This window comes from Marinobacter sp. BSs20148 (genome assembly GCF_000283275.1).
GTDB classification, from domain to species: Bacteria; Pseudomonadota; Gammaproteobacteria; order Pseudomonadales; family Oleiphilaceae; genus Marinobacter; species Marinobacter psychrophilus.
On record NC_018268.1, the window covers coordinates 1840818 to 1861237 of the forward strand.

The window sequence follows — 20420 nt, forward strand, 5'->3', positions numbered from 1 at the left end:
ACAAGATTGGTGTTATTGGCCGTCAGACGTCAGCTCGATAACTGCCTGAATCGGCATAAAGACGCAGATAGTCGATGCTCGTAACGATACCCATTGGCTCGCCAGCGTTATCAATAATCAGTGCTGCATCCAGCTGATGTGCCAGCATCAGTCGTGCAAGCTGATGTGCGTCGGTTTCTGGAAACGCGGTCAAAAACGCTGGCAACTCGATAGTTGCCAAGCTTTGACCTGCAGCATTGCCCGGGAACTCGTTGGCCCAAGCCAACAGCCAGAGTTCGTTGACCATGCCTGCAATGATGTCGTTGCCCACCATAACCGCTAAGTGGCGAGTCTGGTTCTCCCCCATGGCGGTCAAGGCCTCCGCTAGAGTGGCTGTTGCCGGTATCGACGCTACGCCCGGCACACACATAGTCGATACCGGCAAGTAGGCGCGATGCTCTATAGGTTCGCCGGCGGTACTGCGGCCATACTGCTGGGCTTTTCGTTTCCCAGCCTGCACCCCCGCCTGGAATTCTGCGTCTGTTGTTTCGCTGTACTCCGGCTTTATTTTTGCGCTTTCGCGCACCTCGCTCACGTCTCCCACCCGGCGGTTGCGAAATATTTCTGGCAGGCGCGTTCCTATTGGCCGGCCTGGCTCACTAACGTGGATAGACATGGGCGCTTCCTTTATTCCTGTTGTAAAACGCGCTCGACACGGAGTCTGTGTGCCAACGCATCGGGTAGGGCAGCTGGTTGGTTACACATGCGATCAGCCAGGTATTCTGCCAACAGCGGCGCGTAGGTCAGGCCCTTACTGCCGAGACCGGTGAACATCCAAGCACCGGCATTAGTGTTCATGCTTTGCGTGCCGACGGCGCCTGCCACTGGTTGATAATCGTGTGTGGTGCAGCGAAAAGCCACTCGCCCCTGCAGAATTTCGTCCGCCACAGCCGGGTGATTAATATTTACGACGCCCGGTAGCAAGTGGTCCAGTTCCGTCAAATTTTCCTGATGACTGGCAGTGGTCGGCAGCGGGTTTTCATCGCGTAGGTCGAACGTGGCTCCGGTTACTGCTATGCCGTCGTGCTGTGGGTTTAAATAGCGCGAACCACAAATAACGGCGTTGGGCGAGGTGATTGCAGCCGCTGGTAAATGGCTGACTTGCCCGCGAATGGGCTTTAGACGCAGGCGCTCGCCAGGTGCCAGCCACGCCTGGGGGAACAGTTCGAGGGTTTGAGCACCCGCGCAGATAACCAATTGATCTGATTCTAGATTAAAGAGTTTATCGGACCCTGTCGCCGCATTGCTCCGTCGCGCACTAATTTGCCATAAGCCGTCGCTTCGGACCAAGCCAGTTACTTTGCAATGGGGGTGTATTGTGATCAGCGGATGTTGCACCAAGGTCTGGCACAATTGCGACGGTGCCAGCCATCCGCCCTGGGGGAACCAGAGCCCGCCGCGATGAACCGTCACACCCACCAAGTCGGTGGCCTGTTGCGCCGTCACCGGATACAGCACGCCGGCTGGGTAGTGATTGCGGGCCAAAAATTTATGCTGGCGTTGTTGTTCGTGGTCGTTAAAGGCCAGTTGTAAAAGGCCAGTGGCGTGAAAAAAAGGCGCGTGACCGGTGCTGCTTTGGTGCGCCTGAAACTGCTGATAAAAACGCTCTGCGAACAGCAGTGCAGATAGCGCTAGCGCCGTTTGCGGCGAATAATCCACCCCCAACTTGGCGTAAAGCGCACCCTGCTTGTTGCCCGAAGCGGCCTGGCCTGGCGTCAGTGAATCCAGTATTTGTACTGGCACTCCGCGTTCTGCCAGGTTGCGCGCCAGGCAGGCACCGGCAATGCCAGCGCCGATAATGACCACGGAATCCGGACGGCAGGCTGGCTGTGGATCGGGTTTGCTCAGGTCGTGCCAGGCGTCGCCTTGCGGGCCGAAGTGCAGTGTCAGTCGGACTTGCCCATCCGCAAATACTAATCGGTGAAGGCCCGCCACGGCGGGTGGCCAAGCTTGTACCAGCTGTTCGCTGAATTCGGCCAGTTGTGGCCAGAGTGACACTGCACGCTTGAGATCGTCACGGCTGAGGGGGTGTTGCTGGTGGGAAATAAAATGCAGAACATTGCCGGGTTCAGGGCGTTGAGCCATCCAGTTCTGCCAACAGGCCAGAAAATCAAGCCCGAGGTCGAATTCGGCCGCGGCAAAGACCGTCTGCTGAGAGTTCGTGATTTGCTCAACATGCTGAATCTGGATTGTCTCTAGACTGAGCTCGTCATAAATTCGGTTACTGAAGCCATTTAAGTAAAACCGGCCATTCTCCAACCAGGTTATTTTAGCGTGATCCAGCGCCGGCCCTGTCATGGGGTCATAGTTTTAACAAGCGACATGCTTTCGATCGTAATGGTCTGAAGCGGAACATCACTCATGCCTTTGCGCGATCCTGTTTCTGTATTGGCAATGGCGTCAATGACGTCCATGCCTGAAACAACTTTGCCAAACACCGCGTAACCTGCACCGCGCGAGTTTGGATTAAGAAAGTCGTTGTCGGTCAGGTTGACAAAGAATTGGGCGGTTGCAGAGTCTGGTGCGTTGGTTCGCGCCATTGCCACGGTGCCACGCAGGTTTGGTAATGAAGGCGTGGCTTCGTTGCGGATGGGGGCGCGGGTTTCTTGGGACTGCAGATCGGAGCTAAATCCGCCGCCTTGGACCATGAAACCTGGAATAACCCGGTGAAATACGGTGCCTTGGTAAAAGCCCGAGCGCACGTATTCCAGAAAATTAGCCACGGTCTCCGGTGCCACATCGGGCCTCAATTGAAGTGTAAATTGGCCTTCGGAGGTTATGACGTCGACGTTAACCAGATCCTGAATGGCGCTATCATCAGCGTTGACGGTGCCCACTAGAGCGCAGCTTGCGGCTAGGACTGAAAAGAAAAATGCGGACAAAAAACGTTTTACAGCGGGCATGCTCTGGCTACCTTGGCAGATTGCGATTAAAAAACGTGGTCAAAGCACGGCAGCGACGCATATCAGACTAATAATGCGTCAGGCGCTTGCCAGAATAGTACTGGATGACACCGCCGTATGCTGGCCCCCAGCGCCGTAGAGTTTCTGTCGGCTACTGGAACCGCGCACTATATCACTTAATCTAGCCAGGCGTTTTTGCATGTGGGCCATGACCCGGCCGTTGTTTTGGTTTAGCTGCTGGCACTGGGTCAGCGCCTGATCGGCTTGGCGCCAGAGCTGGTGGAGTTCGGTCAAGCCAGCTGCGGCGATGAAGCGGGAAGGATTGCCGCTCTCAGGACGAAAGCCCATCGCTACCAAAGCGTGAATCTTAAGTTTGGCGCGTTCGCGAATTTGCTCCAGCTGGGCGTTCTTTTCGTCGGTCAGTGCCTGAAGCTGTTTGATGTCAGAGGTAGACAGCAACTCTTTCTCATCGCGCAGAAGATCCGCCATAGCAGACAACTGGCGGACATCTTGCGCAAGAAGGTGTTTTAGATCATCAATAGCGGCCATAATTTATTTATCCGAATATGCTTTTATCCATATCAAGCATTTTCTGGGCCAATTGTTGAGCGTCTACTTTGTAACTGCCATCTTCCAGAGCGCTGCGAATCTTAGAAATCTGCTCATCGTTCATTTCCGGGAAGTCGCCTAGTTTTTGCTCTAGCTGTTTAAGATCGCGGGCCTGGCTGCTCAAATTAACACTCTCACCGCGGGCCTGCGTGCTTTGGACTGTAGCCTGATCTGCAGTTGCGTTTTTGACCGCGCTGCCGGCTTTATCGGCGGTGGGGCGCTGCGTGTTGATTTGGCTTTGGTTGATTCCATTGAAGTCAACGGACATGTTGTTACCTGCTGTATTGGTTGCTGCGCCGATTTGGGCGCAAAATATGGCTTATAATTGCGTAACGGCGGCGGCGCGGAAAGCTTTAATATGTTTCTACAAAAAGTAGCCGGCTCGTTTTTGCCGCTTGTGCTTTGGCGGCAAGGGCTTATGCGATGTAACGGCAAGAAAGTGCCGGTTAGCGTCGCCTTGTTTTCGTTTGTTTCTTACATCGGAATCAGCACCTGGCCAGGTGCAGTCACCCGACCTTTGATGGTCCGTGAAGACTGCAAGTTTTCTACCAGCACCTGCTCACCAATAGCTGCATTGGCCAAGGCCTTTCCGCGCGAACTCACGGTGAAAGAACCGCTGCTGGCGGTGATCATCACATGGTCGCCACGTTCCACGGCATCAGGGGCAGCAAGCAGATCCGGGGTGATCAACGAGCCACTGTTAATTGGCCGGCGAACCTCCATACCAATGATTGACTGCGCTTTGGCGATGGTCCCACGGCGGCTGGCATTCACCACAACGGTCTGTAGGCTCACCATATCGGCGCGGAGGCGCTCGCCACGGGCGAGTGGGCGGCTAGCCACCAACGCCTGTCCGCGAATGTCTACGGTAGCGCTCAGGTACATGCGCCATGGCCGCTCCCCGCTGCACTCGATCAACATAGAGGGCTGGCCGGATTTCCAAGGATCACCGCTGAAATTGACATCCAGTGCACCATTGCATTCAGCCAATGACAATCTGGGGTCGGGTTTTGCACTTTCATAGCTGACTTCATAGCCTGCGGCGGCCTGTTCTGTGGCAAACTGTTGCAAAAACAGATTAGCTGCAGCGTGAATATCGTGTGCGGTAGAGTTTGCTAGCGCAAATGAGCTTAGGCATAGGCCGAGCAGGGCGATGACAAGAGTGTGGTTGCGCATAATGTGAAAGCGTCCTGTTTTGCCGGTGTGTTGGTGAAGTCGGCCGTGCTGCGCAAAAATAATTCCGGTGGCATCACGATTCGCGGGCACTGGCCGTTAAACTTGATATGCAGTCGCCATATTTTGGCGCATGTCAGAAAAATTGCTCTTTCAAGACTCTTAAGCGAGCAAAAACTGTGCCGGTTAGCCCGGCCGTCGGGAGAAAGAACTATGGCAGGTGTATTGGACAGCGTTAACCAGCGTACGCAGATGGTCGGTAAAAACCGGCTGGAGTTGTTATTGTTTCGGCTCCGCGGGCGCCAGATTTATGGCATTAATGTGTTCAAGGTAAAAGAGGTGTTGCAGTGCCCTAAGCTGTTCAGCATTCCCAGCAGCCTGCCGGTGGTTCGCGGCGTGGCCTACACACGCGGCGCGACTATTCCGATTATTGATCTGGCGATGGCGATTGGCATGCCGGCCATCCCTCAAGAAGATCTGGCCACCAGTTTTGTGATCATTACCGAGTACAATCGCAAAACCCAAGGCTTTCTAGTGAGTGGTGTGGAAGGTATTGTGAACATGAACTGGGAAGATATTCTGCCACCGCCCAAAGGCGCAGGCCGCGATGTATACCTGACAGCCGTCACCAAAATTGACGAAAAACTCATTGAGGTCATTGATGTAGAAAAGGTTCTTTCGGAAGTGGCTCCGTTAAAAGAAGACGTTGGTGAAGACATCCTCAGCCGCAATGCATCGCGGGTTCAAGGTCATCTTCCGGTGTTGGTGGTGGATGATTCCAGTGTGGCCCGGCGGCAGATCGAGCGTTGCCTGAAAGCGATAGGCATGGATGTTGTCACCCATAATGACGGCAAGCAGGCGTTGGACTATCTGGTAGAGATCACCGCCGACGGTTCGAAGGCGACGGATCATCATTCGATGATGATTTCTGACGTTGAAATGCCTGAAATGGACGGGTATACACTAGTTGCGCGCTGCAAAGAAAATCCGCTGATCAGCGAACTGTTTATTATGCTGCACACGTCCCTGAGCGGAGTGTTTAATAAAGCAATGGTTCAGAAAGTGGGTGCAGACGATTTTATGGCGAAATTCAGCCCCGACGAACTGGCCGAGCGGGTTATGGATATTATTGATGGAAAATAAACGTGTTACTTCACAGGCTGTCAGAATCGAGAACGCATGAAAGCTGAAATTACTCCTCAGGAATACGTTGCGTTCAAAACCTTTTTACAGGACGCATCCGGCATTCTGCTGGGCGACAATAAACAGTATCTGGTGAAGAGTCGGCTGCGCCGGATTCTGGAAGACAATCAGCTAGGCTCTCTTGGCGAGTTACTCGATCGCTTGAAGCGTCCGGGCCGCCATAATCTGAGCGAGGTGGTTATTGATGCCATGACCACCAACGAAACTCTATGGTTTCGGGACAATCATCCGTTCCGCATTTTGCAGGATATTTTGCTGCCTGATTTTGCTGATCGTAAAATGGCACAACCGTTACGCATCTGGTCGGCGGCCTGCTCCACCGGGCAGGAACCTTATTCCACGGCAATCGTGATCGAAGAGTATCGCCGCTCGCGTCCTGGGCGCCTGCGTGATGTGAAGATTGTTGCCACCGACATTTCCAAAACGGTTCTGGACGCGGCGCGACGCGGCGAATATGAAGCTATTGCTATTGGCCGGGGCTTGTCGCCGGAGCGGCAAAAACAGTTTTTTACCGCTGCTGTCAACGGCAGTTGGCAGATCAAACCACAGATAAAAGCGATGGTGGAGTATAAGGAAATCAACTTATTAGAGCGGTATCTTCTAGGTAAGTTTGATATTGCCATGTGCCGCAACGTGCTGATTTATTTCTCCGCGGAGCACAAGCGCGACATTCTTACCCGTATTCACGCGTCCTTGAACCCGGGCGGCTATCTTATACTGGGCGCTTCGGAATCCCTTACAGGGTTAACTGACCTGTACGAGATGGTCCAGTGCAGTCCGGGTATTATCTACCGAAAGAAATAAACTATGCCATTAAATGTATGGGTGTTGATTGCGGCGCAGGCGATGGCCATGTGCACGGCGCCATTTATCGTGTTTATTGGCAGCATTCAGGGCCGGGCGCTGGCCGGTAGCCCTGAATACGCGACCTTGCCGGTTGCGTTCGTGGTGGTGGGTACGGTGTTGTCTATCAAACCGGCCACCTGGCTTATGGCTCGCGTCGGGCGCAAGCCGGTTATGATGTTGGGCACGGTTATGGGCACGATCGCGGCTGGGGTGGGTGCCTTGGCCTCCTGGCAAGGTTCTTTTGCCCTTTTGTGTCTAGCGGCGGTACTCGGCGGCAGCGGGCTTGCAGTGGTACATCAGTACCGCTTTGCCGCTATGGAATCTGTCCCTCCCAAGCTAGCCGGCACCGCAGCAGCCCGCGTTCTGTTAGGTGGATTGGTTGCGGCCTGGGTCGGTCCGGAAATTGCCTCGATTGGAGGTGACGATCCGCTACACCCGTTTTTGACTAGCTGGCTGGGACTGGCAGCGGTTCAGCTTGCTGCGATGATCATATTGATGCTCGGTTACCGCAGTAGCGGCGAATTAACGCGACCGCTGCATGAAGGTGGTGGTCGGCCGATGCGTGAAATCCTTGCAAATCCAGTAATATGGGTTGCCATCAGCGCCGCTGCGGTGGGTTACGCGATCATGAGTTTCATTATGACGGCAACGCCCCTTAGCATGACCGAAATGGCAGGGCACCCGCTAGGCGATGCCAAACGAGTCATTCAGTTGCACATCATGGCCATGTATTTGCCATCGCTTATAAGCGGCTGGTTAATTCGGGTGGTGGGCATAAGGCGTATGATGCTAGTGGGCATGGTCGCCTATCTTATTTGCATCGCTCTGGCAGCCAGCGGAGTCAGCTTTCATCACTACCTGAGCGCTCTTATTCTGCTGGGTATTGGTTGGAATTTTTTGTTTGTGGGTGGCACCAGTTTACTGCCGCAGGGCTATAGCGATTCCGAGCGCTTTCGCGTGCAGGGCTTGAATGACATGATGGTTTTTGGCTTTCAGGCCGTTGCGTCTATGTCAGCCGGCCTGGCCTTAAGCTCCCTTGGCTGGGCCGGCCTGCTGTTGCTTGCGATCCCACTTTTACTATTGCACTCTGGGCTTATGCTTTTTTGGTACCTGCGCCGCGATTCCGCCGTCACACAGTCTCACTGATACTCTTCGCTGACCATCCTCCCACCATCCGTAAGGAGTGACGATTACGGTGTATGACTTACGCAAACTCATCATCGCACCGCTGTTATTGATTGTGGGTGCTTGCACTGGCCTGCCTGAGGGTATACAGCCGATCAACAGCCTGGATACTGATCGTTATCTGGGCACCTGGTACGAAATTGCCCGGCTTGACCATTCTTTCGAGCAAGGTTTAAGCCGGGTGACGGCTAAGTATGAATCGCAGGAGGACGGAAGTCTGAAAGTGATCAACCGCGGTTACAATGACGAAAAAAACGAATGGAAAGAAGCTGAGGGTCGGGCGGTCTTTGTAAATGAAGACACTGACGGCCACCTGAAAGTGTCCTTCTTCGGCCCCTTCTATGCGTCGTACGTTATTTTCGAGCTGGATGACCAGTACCAGCGGGCTTACATTACCGGCTACAATCGGAATTATTTGTGGTTTCTGTCACGCAGCTTGACGGTAAGCGATGAGGCCATGGCAGAGTTCAGAAAAACGGCTCTAGATGCAGGGTTTGACCTGCAAGAGCTGATTGTGGTGGATCACAGCACCATCAATTAGCTCGTCTGTTCAACAGGCAAGTGGCCGGTTTTTACCCAGATAACAGTCTCCTGCTCTACAAAAGGATGATGTTGGCTCAAATGAGGGCTTCTTATCCAGGTGCCTTGCGGATAACGCCCGTTCTCGTCACAAAACTCCCCTGAAAGAACATAGATTTCTTCCCCGCCAAAATGCCGGTGGGGCTGGAAGCGTTCATTGGCCGGCCATTTCACCAGTGCTACATGTTCGTGCTCGAATTCGTGCAGGGGCATGACTTCCAGCCCACCGATTCCGGGAAGCCAGCGAGTTTTCTGGGTATTGATTCGCACCGGAGTGCGATCGCGCTTGTCGAACTGATGCAGCTTTACCAGCAGGGTACAGCCAGGTTTGCTAAAAGGCGCGTGACCCGTGCCCGGCGGGTTGCGCATATAGGTACCTGCCGGGTAATCACCAGTTTCATCCGAAAACACGCCTTCAAGCACCAGTATTTCTTCACCCAGTGGGTGCTCATGGCGGCTGAACGAGGCCCCGGGCTTATAGCGAACGATACTGGTCGCGTGGCCGCGCTCTGCCTCTTCTCGGGCCAATGGTTTTCTGTCCACACCACCTGAAGGGCTGGCAATCCATTCCTGTTCACCGGTGTGAATTACAACCCTGCGGGCAAAATCCATATTCAGCATTGTTGACCTCTTTACGGGTGAAAACGGGAGTAATGATTACGCCGCCTGTCTATGAACAGATGATTGGGTTTTCTGGCTACTTAATCAACCGCTGAAGATCTTTGAAGGCCGTTTTTTTGCAGTGGCGCAGCCACTCGAACGCGACCATTTCAACAGTAACGATTTGCGCGCCGCCTTCCCTGAGACGGTCAAGGGCGACATCCCGATCGAATTCTTTACGCGACCCTGTAGCATCTGCTACCACCCAGAGCGAATAGCCGGCATCAATCAGGCTAAGTGCCGTTTGCATCACGCACACATGGGTCTCGCAGCCGGCAATAACAATATGTGGCCGGCCTTCGGGTAGAGCCTCGACCAGGCCGTCCGAGCAGGCATCAAAGTGATGTTTGGTCAGGGTACTGTGGCAAAGCTCCTTGACCGCTTTCAGATTGAATCCGAGTTTTTCTGGCATCTGTTCGGTGGCTAAAACCGGTACGTTCAATAGTGCTGCAATCGTTCCCAGCGTGACACATTGGCTGACCACATCCTGTCCATGGGCAATCGCTGGTATCAGTTTTTCTTGGATATCGATTAGCAGCAGGGTTGAGTGGTCAGATCGCATCAACATTTATTATCCGCCTTTAAGTTCTGCTCATATTCTGAAACGAATCATGCCGCTTGATAGACACACAAGGAATGACGTTTATCGTACAGACAATTAACGGCGCAAGCTGGAAGTTTTGCAGATTTCGGTTTCAAGGTGGTTGCTAAACTCTGATAAAACGATTAAAGTCTGCGCCCTCGAATCGACGATCATTTTCTGATTCGACACCGTTTTAGGAGAGGTGGCCGAGTGGCTGAAGGCGCACGCCTGGAAAGTGTGTAAACGTTAATAGCGTTTCGAGGGTTCGAATCCCTCTTTCTCCGCCAATTTAAAACCCTGATTTTCTTCGAGAAGATCAGGGTTTTTTCGTTTCGGGAATAAAATTGGCAATCGGCGGATGCCGGTCAATAGCATTAGGAAAGATGGCCATCAGTTCTTTAGCTAAACCCGGACCACTGATCGGGATGGCTTGCAAAGTGCCAACCCTGACTTCCTCGCTAACGGCCGCTGCCAGAACCAGTTAAATGCCAAGACCTGCCTGAACGGCCTGTTTTACCGCTTCCGTGCTGCCCAGTTACACGGACACTTCGGGGAAATGGCCGTTGTCGCCAAAAAGGTTGCTAAGAACCGACCGGTGCCGGACTCTGCGACGAGTAGCGTCATGCCTGCGAGGGTTTCCGAGCCTATCTCGCTAAGCCTGGCGCAGGGATGATCCAGCGGAACGATCACCACCACCAACTCCTGTTAACAGTCACGCGCCTCGAAACCGGGTTTGGGGTTCCACCATTCCATAACCGCTATATCCAGTTCGCCGCGGGTCAGTTGGCTGACGATTCCCGGGTTTTTGGCGACTGTTTGGAAGCTCCGGCTCTGGACGAGGGTGATAAAGCTTTTAAGCCAGACCAGATTCAGCATTCCGCCCAATTCTGTGTGACGGGTGAATTGACCGCACCGCGGAGCCTACGGTAATTGCTATTCAACTATCTGTAAACAGATTGTAGTCAAACTGTCTTCTCTCTGACGCCTCTTTGTCACACTGAATAACTAGCGTTGTCGAAAGGTGAAATCCGATCGCAAATCAGAGAGGCGTACATGGAAATCCGCAAATCCATTCTTGCAGCAGCCATTCTTTCAGCCACCATGGGGCTGTCAGCCTGTGCTGGTAACGTTAGCAATACGGCCAATAGTGCTATGCCCATTACTGGTAAGCAGATTTTCCTGACCGAAATAGGACGCTTTACCAGTATCGATAATAAATTTGATGAGAGTGCTGCAGAAATTGTTGCTTATGATCCGGATACCACCCAAGTATTTGTGGTCAACGCCCAGCAAGGCGCGGTGGATGTTCTGGACCTGAGTGATCCTGTTCATCCTGAGAAAGTGGGAACGATCTTTGCCAGTGCGCATTGGCTAGAAGCTGGGGCTATTAATAGCGTCAGCGTTTCTGACGGTCGGGTGGCCGTTGCTGTTCAACACAGCACAAAGACATCTGCCGGTCGGGTGCAAATATATGGCTCCGATGACCTGCGTTTTCTCGGGGAAGTGGTCGTGGGCTCGCTTCCCGATATGTTGACGTTTACGCCCGACGGTCGGCACATACTGGTAGCCAATGAAGGCGAACCCAATCCTGATTATAGCCAGGATCCTGAAGGTTCGGTGACGATTATCGATGTCCAGAATCCGGCTCAAGCTCAGGCAGTAACGGTAGATTTCAAAGATTTTAACCGGAATGGTCCCCGGGCCTCCGAACTGCCGGAGCAGGTGCGGATTTTTGGCAACTACGGCAGAACTGAATTGCAGGTGACCGGGTTTGAAAACAGCGAGCCCGCGACACTGACGGTTAAGGATGCCTCTGCTGTTGATGTTGGCATGTGGATGACCGTCGCCAGTAGTGAAGGTGATCCCTTGCCCTATCGAGTTGCCTCGATTGCTGGCAATACCATCACTCTGACCACCGAGTTTGACGGTGACACTGAAGCTGGTGACGAAGACACAACACTCAGAGCGTATCTACATGACGGTCAGTCGTCGGTAGCTCAGGATCTTGAACCGGAATACATCGCGGTATCGCCAGACGGGACGGAAGCCTGGGTGACTCTGCAAGAAAACAACGCCATTGCGGTGATCGATATTCAACAGGCGAAAGTGACGCGAATAATCGCCCTGGGTACAAAAAACCATGCCATTCCCGGTAATGAGCTTGATGTGTCAGACAAGGATGATGCAGTCAATATCGCCAACTGGCCGGTTCACGGCATGTACATGCCCGATACCATCAAATCTGTGGAAATCAACGGCAAGGTCTACTACCTGACCGCCAATGAAGGCGATGCCCGTGAATACGATGGCTTCGTAGAGGAAATCCGGTTTGCGGATGCGCCTTTGGCCAATAAGAATGTGTTTCGGCAGGCGGATTTCACTAACGCAGCCGGCATTGGCCGATTACTGACGACTCTGACTGCAGACACTGATGGCGACGGCGAGCTGGACGAATCGCTGGCCTATGGCGCGCGCAGTTTTAGCATCTGGAGTCGTTCTGGGGATTTGATTGCCGACAGCGGCAACGAATTCGAAGTGATTACCGCCAACCTGCTGGGTCCCAATTTTAATAATGACAATGATGAAAACAGTGGCGATAGCCGCAGTGATGCCAAAGGGCCTGAACCCGAAGCGATTGAAGCTGCGCAGATCAACGGGCACACCTATGCGTTCATCGGGTTGGAGCGTACGGGTGGGGTGATGATTTATGACATCAGCAACCCCGCCAGCCCAGAATACATTCAATACGTCAATAACCGGAACTTCGATTATCCGATTAAAGACCGTATTGACGATGGCAATGCCCCTGCCTGGGCCGCCGGAGACCTTGGCCCCGAAAGTATTCTCTTTATCTCTGCTGAAGAGGCTCCGGACGGTCGACCGTTGCTGCTTGTGGCCAACGAAGTGAGTGGCACAACGACCATTTACGAAATTCGTTAACGCCTGTTCCTGAAGAAAGACAAACCCAGAGTGGCGGTTTTGCCGCCGCTCTGGGCTTTTCCCGTTTATCTCCTTCCTCGCACTTTCCGTCATAAAACTTTCATAAATACTTAATTTCATTGAAATAAGTCACCTGTAGATTAGAGACTCAAAGCTGGAGAGGAATTCCAGCTTTGAGTTGACGCTTACTTTTAGGTGAAGAAACTTTGATGCCGGGGTCGCTCCCGGCTTTTTTAAAAATTTTGACCTTTCGGTTGTCGCTCAGTGCAAAGCGCGCGCCGGAAAGTTACGAATCTGAACTTCTGGAGTATCCGTTGAAAGCCATTGTTGCCCCGTATTTTTTATTGGCCCTGTTTTTTTCTGCTCAGGCTCCTGCCGAAGTAACGCTGGCATTTGGCCCGTGTTTGCAGGCCTATGTGGTCAACGGCGAAGAAAAAATAGTTCTGCCGGAGAGCTCGCTGACGCTGACCAATGGCACCCAGCAGTTGGTTGTGGATTGCACAGCAATGCTGGGCCGTTCCAACGATGATGCGTTCCCCGAGACCGGCGAGGCTTTTATTCTGCTTTTTGAAGCGGCTGATACCGAGCTGACGCTGTCAGCTCCCCACATTCAAACCCGCCAACAGATGAAAGCCTTTAATCGCCAGAGGAATTTCCGGCTGACCACTGCCGCAGGAACGTCTGTGAATTACCACGTGGAGGTGTTGGAAAAAGAGGGATTTCAGGTGTTCCGGGATTATCCGAAAGAGCTTGAAGCCTTCAACCGCACTTCGTCACCCGCGGCTATCCGCATGCAACTGCCGGGCCTGGCTGATGCCGATACCGATAACGATACAGCGGGGCACTCGCCAAAGGCAGGCGGTCAGGGCGTTCAGGATCAGGAAACGGTTCGCCAAATGCTGCGCTACTGGTATGTGCAGGCGGACAAGCAAACTCGAAAAGAGTGGAAGAACTGGATCCAATCCAGCAATTAAAAGCCCATAAAACCAATCGAAACTGGAGTAAAAACCCATGAAGAAGCTTCTTCTGGCTGTTGCTGTGTCCTCTGTAGTGGCAGGTTCTGCCAGCGCTGCAACCATTTATGAAAAAGACGGATTTACCTACAAACTGAATGGCGATTTCCAGGTTCAGATGCGTCAGGCCATTGGCAACGATGAGCGTGCCGAAGTGGAGTACGATGACCTGGAGCTGAAAAACTATGTCAGCTATGACCTGGGCAACAACCTTACGGCTTTTGGTCGCCTGGATTTTGGCTTCAAGGATGCTGCGGAAGATGACAAAAACGGCAGTAACCTGGAAGAAGCCTACGTAGGACTGAAGTACAATCTGGTCTCTTTCTCCTTCGGTAAGCAGAACTTCGCCTCCGATGAATTTGGCATCGAAGAAGCCTATGAAATTAAAACCATCGATGACGACCGCTTTGATGATACCGGTACTGATGGCGATGACACCTTGCGCGTTGATGTTGAGCTAGACAATGTGTACATCGCGGTGTCTCACGAGATGGACGCGCGAGACGATGGTGATGGCATTGATGGTGAGTACTACGATGTGTTCGTGGCGACCGACATTGCGGATCTGACTCTGGCAGCGGCCTATCAGGTGAACAATCCAGCCGGTTCTGCGGATTCACTGGACACCTATGGTGTCAGCGCATCCTACGATTTCGGTTTCATGAATCTGGCCGCGGATTACAGCGTGACCGACAACAACACCGACTTTGAGACCAAGCAGTACAACATTGCGGCAGTCTTTGGCGTTGCCAGCACCACCGATGTGGCTGTGGGCATGGGCAACAAAGACTCCGATGAAAATGGCTTCAAAGACATCACCGAATGGTACGCCAACGTCACCTATAAGTTCCCGCAGGCCAAGAACGTCAGTGTCTTTGCCGAGGTTGCCAACAGTGACTTGGAGAAAAATGGCAAAGAAGTGGATATGGGTATGCTGGCCGGTTTGCGCGTGAAGTTCTAAGTTTTACTGAAAGCGCATCGCCTGTTCAGGGCGAGTGGGTGACAAAGGGAATACAAAAAGCCGGGCAATTGCCCGGCTTTTTTGCGTTTATACTTTTGCATGCCTCTCGGTTTTCATCAGGTGACAGGGCATCGGAGTGAGATGTCAGGATTTGAACCTGCGCCTCCAGATCTGAATGCAGCTCGAGTACGGAGTCTAGTCTTTGAGAATGGCATTAAATAGAGATTACGATCAGTACTTTCAAGCCTCCTTTTGACCCATTTGAAAAAGAGGTCTCACCTCCATACCGAGCGACTATCTCGCGAACTATAGCAAGCCCAAGCCCATGTCCTGGAGTTTGTTCATCGAGCCGTCGCCCTCTTTGACCCAAGTGCACCTGATCATCTTCTAATACGCCAGCCCCATCATCTGTTACGACAATCAGCGCCAAACCATCGCGCTGTTCTAAAGAGAGTTCAACGCATTCTGCAGACCATTTCCCGGCATTATCGAGCAAATTTCCCAATATTTCGTTTAGATCATGCTCTTCAATCGGCCAGCGAAATTCCTCGGTGAGCGAAGTGGACAGTTCAAATGACTTTTCGGGGTAAAGTCGTCCCAGCATCCACAAAAGATCGCGGGCTTGCTTGACGGGGAAGGCACTTTTACCAACCTGGGGTCCGGCAAACCGACTGCGCCGCATTTCTGCTTCTAGTTGCCTGTCAATGTCGCCCAGGCGCGATCCCATTTCATGTCTCAGGCTATGATCAAGAGGTCGGCTGGTATCTTCAAGAACCTGTCTAACCGCCGCAATGGGCGTTTTAACGCTGTGAGACAGGTTCGCCAGCGCTTCCCGGGAGCGCTCAAGCCGTTGATCCAGCGAATCAAGCAGTTGATTGAGCTGTTGCACCAGTGGTTGGAACTCTTCCGGGGCCTCTGCGTTGATCCGCGATATTTCACCGCTCTGTAATCGTTTGAGAGCGGCCTGAAGCGAGACAACGGGGCGCATTGACAGGTTAATACCAAACCAGATAATTCCCACAAGCAAAATAATCAGCAAGATCGACACGATCGCCGTCCACGCATGCAGTTCTGCCTGGCTGTTTTTCAGTGCTCCCATGTCTTCTGAAACGATAACCTTGATAGCAACGCCGTTCACAACAAATGATTTCCGATAAGCGAGAATGTCGGACGGTGCATTGGCTATTTTCGCATTGTGTACTCTGATACTTTCGTCGCCATCAAATTGCAGCAAGGGATTTAACAGCGGTTGCCAGGCTTGCGGCGATATGATCGTTTGATCTGGGGATTGGATGGCAAAAGCATGATGAAATACCTTCTCAAAATAGTCACCGGTCTTGAGCATATCTATCTTGCCTTCGGCCTGTCGGATATGGAGCTCCAGGAACGCGACTTCGTCTTTCAGTCGACTTTCGACGAATTCCCGGGACATTCTCTCCAGAAGTAATCCGTGTACAAACCAGGCGATAGCCATGAGAGCAATGCCCGCGGGTAACAACAGGGTCAGAAGCGCTCCTTTTACGGACACCGGCTTTTTAAACAGCGTCATCGAACACGTACCCTTGACCACGCCGCGTTGCGATGGTCTCCGCGCCCACTAATTTTCGCAGGCGCCGGATATAAGCTTCGATGACGTTTTCATTTGGGCTTTCATTAAGATTGTAGAGCTGCTCCATGAGTTGTTCTTTGGAAAAAATGTGCCCGGGGCGGCTCATCAAACACCTGAGCAGTCGAAATTCGGTGCCGGTTAAACTGTGTTCCGGGCCGTTGTAGATTTTCAGGCACTGCCGGTTCTCGTCGAGTTCAAAGTGACCCGCTTTCACTGAGGAGAGAACCCGCCCTTCGCTGCGGCGCACGATGGCGTTCAGCCTGGCAATCAGTTCTTCAGTCTGAAAGGGTTTGCCAAGATAATCGTCGGCGCCGGCTTTCAGGCCGCTGACTTTGTCTTGCCAGTCTCCTCGCGCCGTTAGAATCAATACCGCAAAGTTTGCGTTGTCCTGCCGCCATTTCCGTAACACGTCTAAACCATTTCCGTCGGGCAGACCGAGATCCAACACAGCTGCCCGGTAGTCTTCCTGCACGCCCAAAAGCATCGCTTCTTTGGCCGTGCCGGTGACATCGACACTGAAGCCGGCCTTCTCAAGTTGGCTGGAGAGCCCTTCGGCCAACAAACGGTCATCCTCTACTAGCAGTAATCTCATCTGTCGTTCCTATCTATGTGTCACACCTAATGATGCTTTAGACCAAGCCGGCTGATGCAGTGTCCGCTATTAACCTGAATTCAGCCTGAACTAAAAATATTTCAGAATTTTCAGAAAGAATTCAGGTTGATAAGCGATGATATCAAGCGTTTTAGCCGAATGCTCACGTTGCCGGATGAACCCAGTGTGTTTTGAACGCATGCCATGACATATCACAGGAGAAAGTTTGATGAGCGTATCAAAGTTCGTAGTCGCAGCATTAGCCATGTCAGTTTCAGCAGCAGCTCTTGGGGCTGGCGCTCACGGAGACGAGCACGGGCACGGTCAAGGTGCAAAGAGCGGTGAACCGGGTAAAGCCTCGGAAGCCGGGCGCAGTATTACTGTGCAGATGTACGACAACTACTACGAGCCTGAATCTATCGAGGTCAAACCAGGAGAGACGGTGCGCTTTGTGGTTGAAAACAAAGGCAGCCTGGTGCACGAATTCAATATTGGCACCCCGGCCATGCACGAATCCCATCAGAAGGAAATGGCGATGATGGTAGAGCACGGCGTTATTCAGGGCGGCAAGCTGAATCGCGACATGATGGAAATGGACATGGGAAATGGCATGTCCATGAAACATGACGACCCCAATAGTGTGCTCTTAGAGGCGGGCGAGAGCCAAGAGGTTGTTTGGAAGTTCTCGGAGAAGGGCAATATTGAATTCGCCTGCAACGTTCCGGGGCACTACCAGGCCGGCATGTACGGTGAAGTTAATTTTAACTGATCCCATTCTGAGTTAACGGGATGCTCGCTGCGGCGGACAAATCCCAAAAACAGTCACGTAGTCAGGAGTTTTTAACGATGAAGACAACCCTTCTAGCAGGCGCTTTAGGCTTGCTTCTACCGGTTATTGGCCTGGCGGGTGAATACAACCTGACGGTCGACCGGGTTCAGATCGACACCGGTGACTTTGTTAAAGAGGGCATCGGCTACAATGGCGCGTCCCCCGGGCCGGTTTTACGTTTTAAAGAAGGCGAAGAGGTCTCGATTAACGTCACCAATAACCTGAACGAAATGACGTCCATTCACTGGCATGGCCTGATCCTGCCTTTCACCCAGGACGGCGTTCCCGGTATCAGTTTCCCGGGTATCGAGCCCGGGGAAACCTTCACTTATAAGTTTCCCATCACCCAATCAGGCACTTATTGGTTTCACAGCCACTCCGGCTTCCAGGAGCCAGATGGCGCCTACGGTGCCATTGTGATTGAACCCGAAGGCCGCGAACCGTTTCGTTACGATCGCGATTACGTGGTTCAGTTGACCGACAAGCACCCCCATTCCGGTGATCGCATCATGCGCAACCTCAAAATAATGCCGGATTATTACAATCGTGAGCAGCAAACCGTTGGGGAATTTTTTTCAGACTCTTCTGAAAACGGCCTGATGGCCACCGTGAAAGATCGCATGGCTTGGGGCGATATGCGCATGATGAAAGCCGATGTCGAAGACCTGCAAGGGTTTACCGGCCTGATGAACGGCAAAGGCCCCGACCAGAACTGGACCGGCATTTTCGAGCCCGGCGAGCGGATTCGGCTGCGTTTTATTAACTCGTCTGCCATGACCTATTTTGATATCCGCATTCCAGGCCTTGAAATGACCGTTGTTCAAGCGGATGGCAACAATGTTCAGCCGGTGACTGTGGATGAGTTCCGCATTGGTGTGGCGGAAACCTACGACGTGATTGTGCGGCCCAAAGAAGAACAGGCTTACACGATTTTTGCCGAGTCCATGGGGCGTTCAGGATATGCGAGGGGAACGCTGGCTCCTGAGGCAGGAATGGTCGCTGCGGTGCCAGAATTGCGAGAAGCAGCCCGATTGACCATGGCCGACATGGGCGGCATGGAAGGCATGGACCATTCGAACATGGCCGGTATGGAAGGCATGTCCGGAATGGACCACTCCGGCATGAAGGGAATGGAAGGGATGGATCACTCCAAAATGGCCGGTATGACTCAGTCTGACATGAAGGGCATGGATCACTCCAAGATGGCTGGTATGGACCATTCCGGCATGAAAGGGATGGAGGGCATGGATCATTCTGCGATGGGCCAGGGTTCAATGGCGTCGATGGGTGGCGCAAGCGATCCCTTTTATGCGGCGGGCAGTGGTCTGGTTCCAACTGCGGCCAATGGCGGCAAGTTTCTGTCTTATTCCGACCTGAGAGCGCAAAAACCGCTTTATGACGAACGCGAACCAACCCGGGAAATTGAACTGAAACTGACTGGCAACATGGAGCGGTACACCTGGAGCATTAATGGCGTCAAATATGAAGATGCCGATCCAATCCGTCTGCAGTATGGCGAGCGGGTACGATTCAAGTTTGTTAATACAACCATGATGACCCACCCCATGCACCTGCATGGCATGTGGTCCATGCTCGACGTTGGCGCCGGCCAGTTGAATCCCGTCAAGCACACCATCAGCGTTCAGCCTGGCACCACGGTTTACATGGAGACTGAAGTGGATGAACCCGGCCAGTGGGCCTTCCATTGCCATCTGTCTTATCACGCCGCAGCGGGCATGTTCCGCAAAGTCATTGTTGAGGGCGGACCGGAGTCTACGCAGGCGGCATCCGATGACCTGCCGGGCAATGTTGAAGGTGACGTATGAAACTATGGACACCTTTAATAGTAGGTACAGTTTTGGGTCTGAGTGTTATGCCAACTCTGGCACTTGCTCAAGAGCGGGTGCGTGACACCACTGAACGGAAGGCGCCATTGAAAGTGTGGGGCGCGCAATTTGAGGAGTTTGAATACCGCTACAGTGACGACGACGAAGAACTTGGGGTATGGAGCGGCGATTTTTTCTACGGCACGGATGCGCTGAAAGTTCGTTGGCTAACAAAAGGCGAGTACGCCATTGAAGAGCAGGCTTACGAAACGCTCGAAAATCAAGTGGTGGGCCAAATTCCCATCTCTGACTTCTTCGATGCCAAAGCCGGGATAAGGTTTGACACGCCCGAAGGCCTTGATCGCACCTACGCCGTGCTGGGGGTCGCGGGCCTTGCGCCGCAGTGGTTCGAAATCGATGCGAACTTTTACGTGAGCAAAGATGGCGACACGTCCGCTGCTCTGGATGCAGAGTATGAACTGCTCTTCACCAACTACTGGATACTTTCGGCCACTCTGGATGCGACTGTGGCGTTCAGTGAAGATAAAGAGATTGGGGTTGGAACGGGCCTGGTATCAACAGAAACCGGGTTGCGGTTGAGCTATGACCTTATTGACCGCGCCTTCTCGCCCTACGTCGGTGTTGTTCACGAACGCAAGTACGGCAACACAGCAGACTTCGCCAGAGCCGATGGCGGCGGCACAGAGAGCTGGTTTGCGGTAGTTGGAGCACGGCTTACCTTCTGATACTACAGATGGGCCTTGGACATTCGTCCTCGGCCTTTTTTCCGCACAATTTGACGTAACTCAAGCTTTGGTCTAATAGACCGTTTACCCCTGCCTTTTTCAGTTGGAGTTCAGCCTGGCGTGT

General features: G+C 52.8%; 21 protein-coding genes and 1 tRNA gene. 11 read left to right on the plus strand and 11 right to left on the minus strand.

What is annotated here, in order from left to right:
- Nucleotides 1–22: 22 nt before the first annotated feature.
- The 6 genes from MRBBS_RS08295 to flgA all read right to left on the minus strand — a co-directional run bounded on the left by MRBBS_RS08295 (nucleotide 23) and on the right by flgA (nucleotide 4727).
- A complete protein-coding gene (locus tag MRBBS_RS08295) occupies nucleotides 23–655 on the minus strand; it encodes a CBS domain-containing protein (protein ID WP_014871016.1) in 633 nt (210 codons plus the stop codon).
- An 11-nt stretch (nucleotides 656–666) separates the two neighbouring features.
- Nucleotides 667–2337 carry an FAD-dependent 5-carboxymethylaminomethyl-2-thiouridine(34) oxidoreductase MnmC gene (gene mnmC, locus MRBBS_RS08300; protein WP_014871017.1) on the minus strand — a complete coding sequence of 557 codons (1671 nt, stop codon included), beginning with the start codon at nucleotides 2335–2337 and terminating at the stop codon, nucleotides 667–669.
- The gene (locus tag MRBBS_RS08305; RefSeq protein WP_014871018.1) at nucleotides 2334–2942 is read right to left on the minus strand and encodes a peptidylprolyl isomerase; all 609 of its coding nucleotides are present in this window, start codon (nucleotides 2940–2942) and stop codon (nucleotides 2334–2336) included. The genes mnmC and MRBBS_RS08305 overlap by 4 nt, the downstream gene beginning before the upstream one ends.
- Nucleotides 2943–3020: 78 nt before the next feature.
- Nucleotides 3021–3491, minus strand: coding sequence for a flagella synthesis protein FlgN (locus tag MRBBS_RS08310; RefSeq protein ID WP_014871019.1), 471 nt, complete (start codon nucleotides 3489–3491; stop codon nucleotides 3021–3023).
- Between the two features lie 7 nt (nucleotides 3492–3498).
- Nucleotides 3499–3819 carry a flagellar biosynthesis anti-sigma factor FlgM gene (gene flgM / locus MRBBS_RS08315; protein ID WP_014871020.1) on the minus strand — a complete coding sequence of 107 codons (321 nt, stop codon included), beginning with the start codon at nucleotides 3817–3819 and terminating at the stop codon, nucleotides 3499–3501.
- A gap of 206 nt (nucleotides 3820–4025) precedes the next feature.
- Nucleotides 4026–4727 carry a flagellar basal body P-ring formation chaperone FlgA gene (gene flgA / locus MRBBS_RS08320; RefSeq protein ID WP_014871022.1) on the minus strand — a complete coding sequence of 234 codons (702 nt, stop codon included), beginning with the start codon at nucleotides 4725–4727 and terminating at the stop codon, nucleotides 4026–4028.
- Between the two features lie 210 nt (nucleotides 4728–4937).
- Between flgA and MRBBS_RS08325 the strand changes: the two genes are divergently transcribed.
- From MRBBS_RS08325 to MRBBS_RS08340, 4 genes are read left to right on the plus strand one after another with little or no spacing between them, the layout of a single operon-like run.
- Nucleotides 4938–5867, plus strand: coding sequence for a chemotaxis protein CheV (locus MRBBS_RS08325; protein ID WP_014871023.1), 930 nt, complete (start codon nucleotides 4938–4940; stop codon nucleotides 5865–5867).
- A 36-nt stretch (nucleotides 5868–5903) separates the two neighbouring features.
- Nucleotides 5904–6731, plus strand: a complete 828-nt coding sequence (locus MRBBS_RS08330) for a CheR family methyltransferase (protein ID WP_014871024.1) — start codon at nucleotides 5904–5906, stop codon at nucleotides 6729–6731.
- Nucleotides 6732–6734: 3 nt separating this feature from the next.
- Entirely contained in the window at nucleotides 6735–7919 is a 1185-nt protein-coding gene (locus tag MRBBS_RS08335; protein WP_014871025.1) for an MFS transporter, read from the plus strand.
- A gap of 49 nt (nucleotides 7920–7968) precedes the next feature.
- Nucleotides 7969–8499, plus strand: a complete 531-nt coding sequence (locus tag MRBBS_RS08340) for a lipocalin family protein (protein WP_014871026.1) — start codon at nucleotides 7969–7971, stop codon at nucleotides 8497–8499.
- On the opposite strand, the gene MRBBS_RS08345 is transcribed toward MRBBS_RS08340, so the two are convergent.
- Nucleotides 8496–9158 carry a cupin domain-containing protein gene (locus MRBBS_RS08345; protein WP_014871027.1) on the minus strand — a complete coding sequence of 221 codons (663 nt, stop codon included), beginning with the start codon at nucleotides 9156–9158 and terminating at the stop codon, nucleotides 8496–8498. The two genes, MRBBS_RS08340 and MRBBS_RS08345, sit on opposite strands and share 4 nt — an antisense overlap.
- Before the next feature lie 76 nt (nucleotides 9159–9234).
- Nucleotides 9235–9765, minus strand: coding sequence for an isochorismatase family protein (locus MRBBS_RS08350; RefSeq protein ID WP_014871028.1), 531 nt, complete (start codon nucleotides 9763–9765; stop codon nucleotides 9235–9237).
- Nucleotides 9766–9976: 211 nt separating this feature from the next.
- Between MRBBS_RS08350 and MRBBS_RS08355 the strand changes: the two genes are divergently transcribed.
- Nucleotides 9977–10067, plus strand: a tRNA-Ser gene (locus tag MRBBS_RS08355).
- A 418-nt stretch (nucleotides 10068–10485) separates the two neighbouring features.
- On the opposite strand, the gene MRBBS_RS19955 is transcribed toward MRBBS_RS08355, so the two are convergent.
- The gene (locus MRBBS_RS19955; RefSeq protein WP_014871031.1) at nucleotides 10486–10656 is read right to left on the minus strand and encodes a hypothetical protein; all 171 of its coding nucleotides are present in this window, start codon (nucleotides 10654–10656) and stop codon (nucleotides 10486–10488) included.
- Nucleotides 10657–10833: 177 nt separating this feature from the next.
- On the opposite strand from MRBBS_RS19955, the gene MRBBS_RS08365 reads away from it, so the two are divergent.
- From MRBBS_RS08365 to MRBBS_RS08375, 3 genes are all read left to right on the plus strand, one after another.
- Complete coding sequence (locus MRBBS_RS08365; protein ID WP_041635174.1) at nucleotides 10834–12720, plus strand: choice-of-anchor I family protein; 1887 nt, start codon at nucleotides 10834–10836, stop codon at nucleotides 12718–12720.
- Between the two features lie 209 nt (nucleotides 12721–12929).
- Complete coding sequence (locus tag MRBBS_RS08370) at nucleotides 12930–13694, plus strand: DUF2057 domain-containing protein (RefSeq protein WP_014871032.1); 765 nt, start codon at nucleotides 12930–12932, stop codon at nucleotides 13692–13694.
- A 37-nt stretch (nucleotides 13695–13731) separates the two neighbouring features.
- Nucleotides 13732–14694 (plus strand): porin, encoded by a 963-nt coding sequence (locus tag MRBBS_RS08375; RefSeq protein WP_014871033.1) that lies wholly within the window; start codon nucleotides 13732–13734, stop codon nucleotides 14692–14694.
- A 214-nt stretch (nucleotides 14695–14908) separates the two neighbouring features.
- On the opposite strand, the gene MRBBS_RS08380 is transcribed toward MRBBS_RS08375, so the two are convergent.
- Together MRBBS_RS08380 and MRBBS_RS08385 are read right to left on the minus strand one after the other, a co-directional pair.
- Nucleotides 14909–16243 (minus strand): sensor histidine kinase, encoded by a 1335-nt coding sequence (locus tag MRBBS_RS08380; RefSeq protein ID WP_014871034.1) that lies wholly within the window; start codon nucleotides 16241–16243, stop codon nucleotides 14909–14911.
- Nucleotides 16230–16895: a response regulator transcription factor gene (locus MRBBS_RS08385; protein ID WP_014871035.1), complete on the minus strand. Its 666-nt coding sequence runs from the start codon at nucleotides 16893–16895 to the stop codon at nucleotides 16230–16232. The genes MRBBS_RS08380 and MRBBS_RS08385 overlap by 14 nt, the downstream gene beginning before the upstream one ends.
- 229 nt (nucleotides 16896–17124) lie before the next feature.
- On the opposite strand from MRBBS_RS08385, the gene MRBBS_RS08390 reads away from it, so the two are divergent.
- The 3 genes from MRBBS_RS08390 (at nucleotide 17125) to MRBBS_RS08400 (ending at nucleotide 20296) form a co-directional block, all read left to right on the plus strand.
- On the plus strand, nucleotides 17125–17664 hold the full coding sequence (locus MRBBS_RS08390) for a plastocyanin/azurin family copper-binding protein (RefSeq protein WP_014871036.1): 540 nt from the start codon (nucleotides 17125–17127) through the stop codon (nucleotides 17662–17664).
- Between the two features lie 77 nt (nucleotides 17665–17741).
- Nucleotides 17742–19550 carry a copper resistance system multicopper oxidase gene (locus tag MRBBS_RS08395; protein ID WP_014871037.1) on the plus strand — a complete coding sequence of 603 codons (1809 nt, stop codon included), beginning with the start codon at nucleotides 17742–17744 and terminating at the stop codon, nucleotides 19548–19550.
- Nucleotides 19547–20296: a copper resistance protein B gene (locus MRBBS_RS08400; RefSeq protein ID WP_014871038.1), complete on the plus strand. Its 750-nt coding sequence runs from the start codon at nucleotides 19547–19549 to the stop codon at nucleotides 20294–20296. Before MRBBS_RS08395 ends, MRBBS_RS08400 begins: the two co-directional genes overlap by 4 nt.
- Nucleotides 20297–20420 lie beyond the last annotated feature (124 nt).

Coding starts and splice junctions, on each gene's coding strand:
- MRBBS_RS08385 (WP_014871035.1), bottom strand. CDS start 16,895: ATGAGATTACTGCTAGTAGAGGATGACCGTTTGTTGGCCGAAGGGCTC.
- MRBBS_RS08295 (WP_014871016.1), bottom strand. CDS start 655: ATGTCTATCCACGTTAGTGAGCCAGGCCGGCCAATAGGAACGCGCCTG.
- MRBBS_RS08365 (WP_041635174.1), top strand. CDS start 10,834: ATGGAAATCCGCAAATCCATTCTTGCAGCAGCCATTCTTTCAGCCACC.
- MRBBS_RS08400 (WP_014871038.1), top strand. CDS start 19,547: ATGAAACTATGGACACCTTTAATAGTAGGTACAGTTTTGGGTCTGAGT.
- MRBBS_RS08335 (WP_014871025.1), top strand. CDS start 6,735: ATGCCATTAAATGTATGGGTGTTGATTGCGGCGCAGGCGATGGCCATG.
- flgM (WP_014871020.1), bottom strand. CDS start 3,819: ATGTCCGTTGACTTCAATGGAATCAACCAAAGCCAAATCAACACGCAG.
- MRBBS_RS08395 (WP_014871037.1), top strand. CDS start 17,742: ATGAAGACAACCCTTCTAGCAGGCGCTTTAGGCTTGCTTCTACCGGTT.
- MRBBS_RS08390 (WP_014871036.1), top strand. CDS start 17,125: ATGAGCGTATCAAAGTTCGTAGTCGCAGCATTAGCCATGTCAGTTTCA.
- MRBBS_RS08350 (WP_014871028.1), bottom strand. CDS start 9,765: ATGTTGATGCGATCTGACCACTCAACCCTGCTGCTAATCGATATCCAA.
- MRBBS_RS08370 (WP_014871032.1), top strand. CDS start 12,930: ATGCCGGGGTCGCTCCCGGCTTTTTTAAAAATTTTGACCTTTCGGTTG.
- MRBBS_RS08375 (WP_014871033.1), top strand. CDS start 13,732: ATGAAGAAGCTTCTTCTGGCTGTTGCTGTGTCCTCTGTAGTGGCAGGT.
- MRBBS_RS08310 (WP_014871019.1), bottom strand. CDS start 3,491: ATGGCCGCTATTGATGATCTAAAACACCTTCTTGCGCAAGATGTCCGC.
- MRBBS_RS08380 (WP_014871034.1), bottom strand. CDS start 16,243: ATGACGCTGTTTAAAAAGCCGGTGTCCGTAAAAGGAGCGCTTCTGACC.
- MRBBS_RS08325 (WP_014871023.1), top strand. CDS start 4,938: ATGGCAGGTGTATTGGACAGCGTTAACCAGCGTACGCAGATGGTCGGT.
- MRBBS_RS19955 (WP_014871031.1), bottom strand. CDS start 10,656: ATGCTGAATCTGGTCTGGCTTAAAAGCTTTATCACCCTCGTCCAGAGC.
- MRBBS_RS08305 (WP_014871018.1), bottom strand. CDS start 2,942: ATGCCCGCTGTAAAACGTTTTTTGTCCGCATTTTTCTTTTCAGTCCTA.
- MRBBS_RS08330 (WP_014871024.1), top strand. CDS start 5,904: ATGAAAGCTGAAATTACTCCTCAGGAATACGTTGCGTTCAAAACCTTT.
- mnmC (WP_014871017.1), bottom strand. CDS start 2,337: ATGACAGGGCCGGCGCTGGATCACGCTAAAATAACCTGGTTGGAGAAT.
- MRBBS_RS08345 (WP_014871027.1), bottom strand. CDS start 9,158: ATGCTGAATATGGATTTTGCCCGCAGGGTTGTAATTCACACCGGTGAA.
- flgA (WP_014871022.1), bottom strand. CDS start 4,727: ATGCGCAACCACACTCTTGTCATCGCCCTGCTCGGCCTATGCCTAAGC.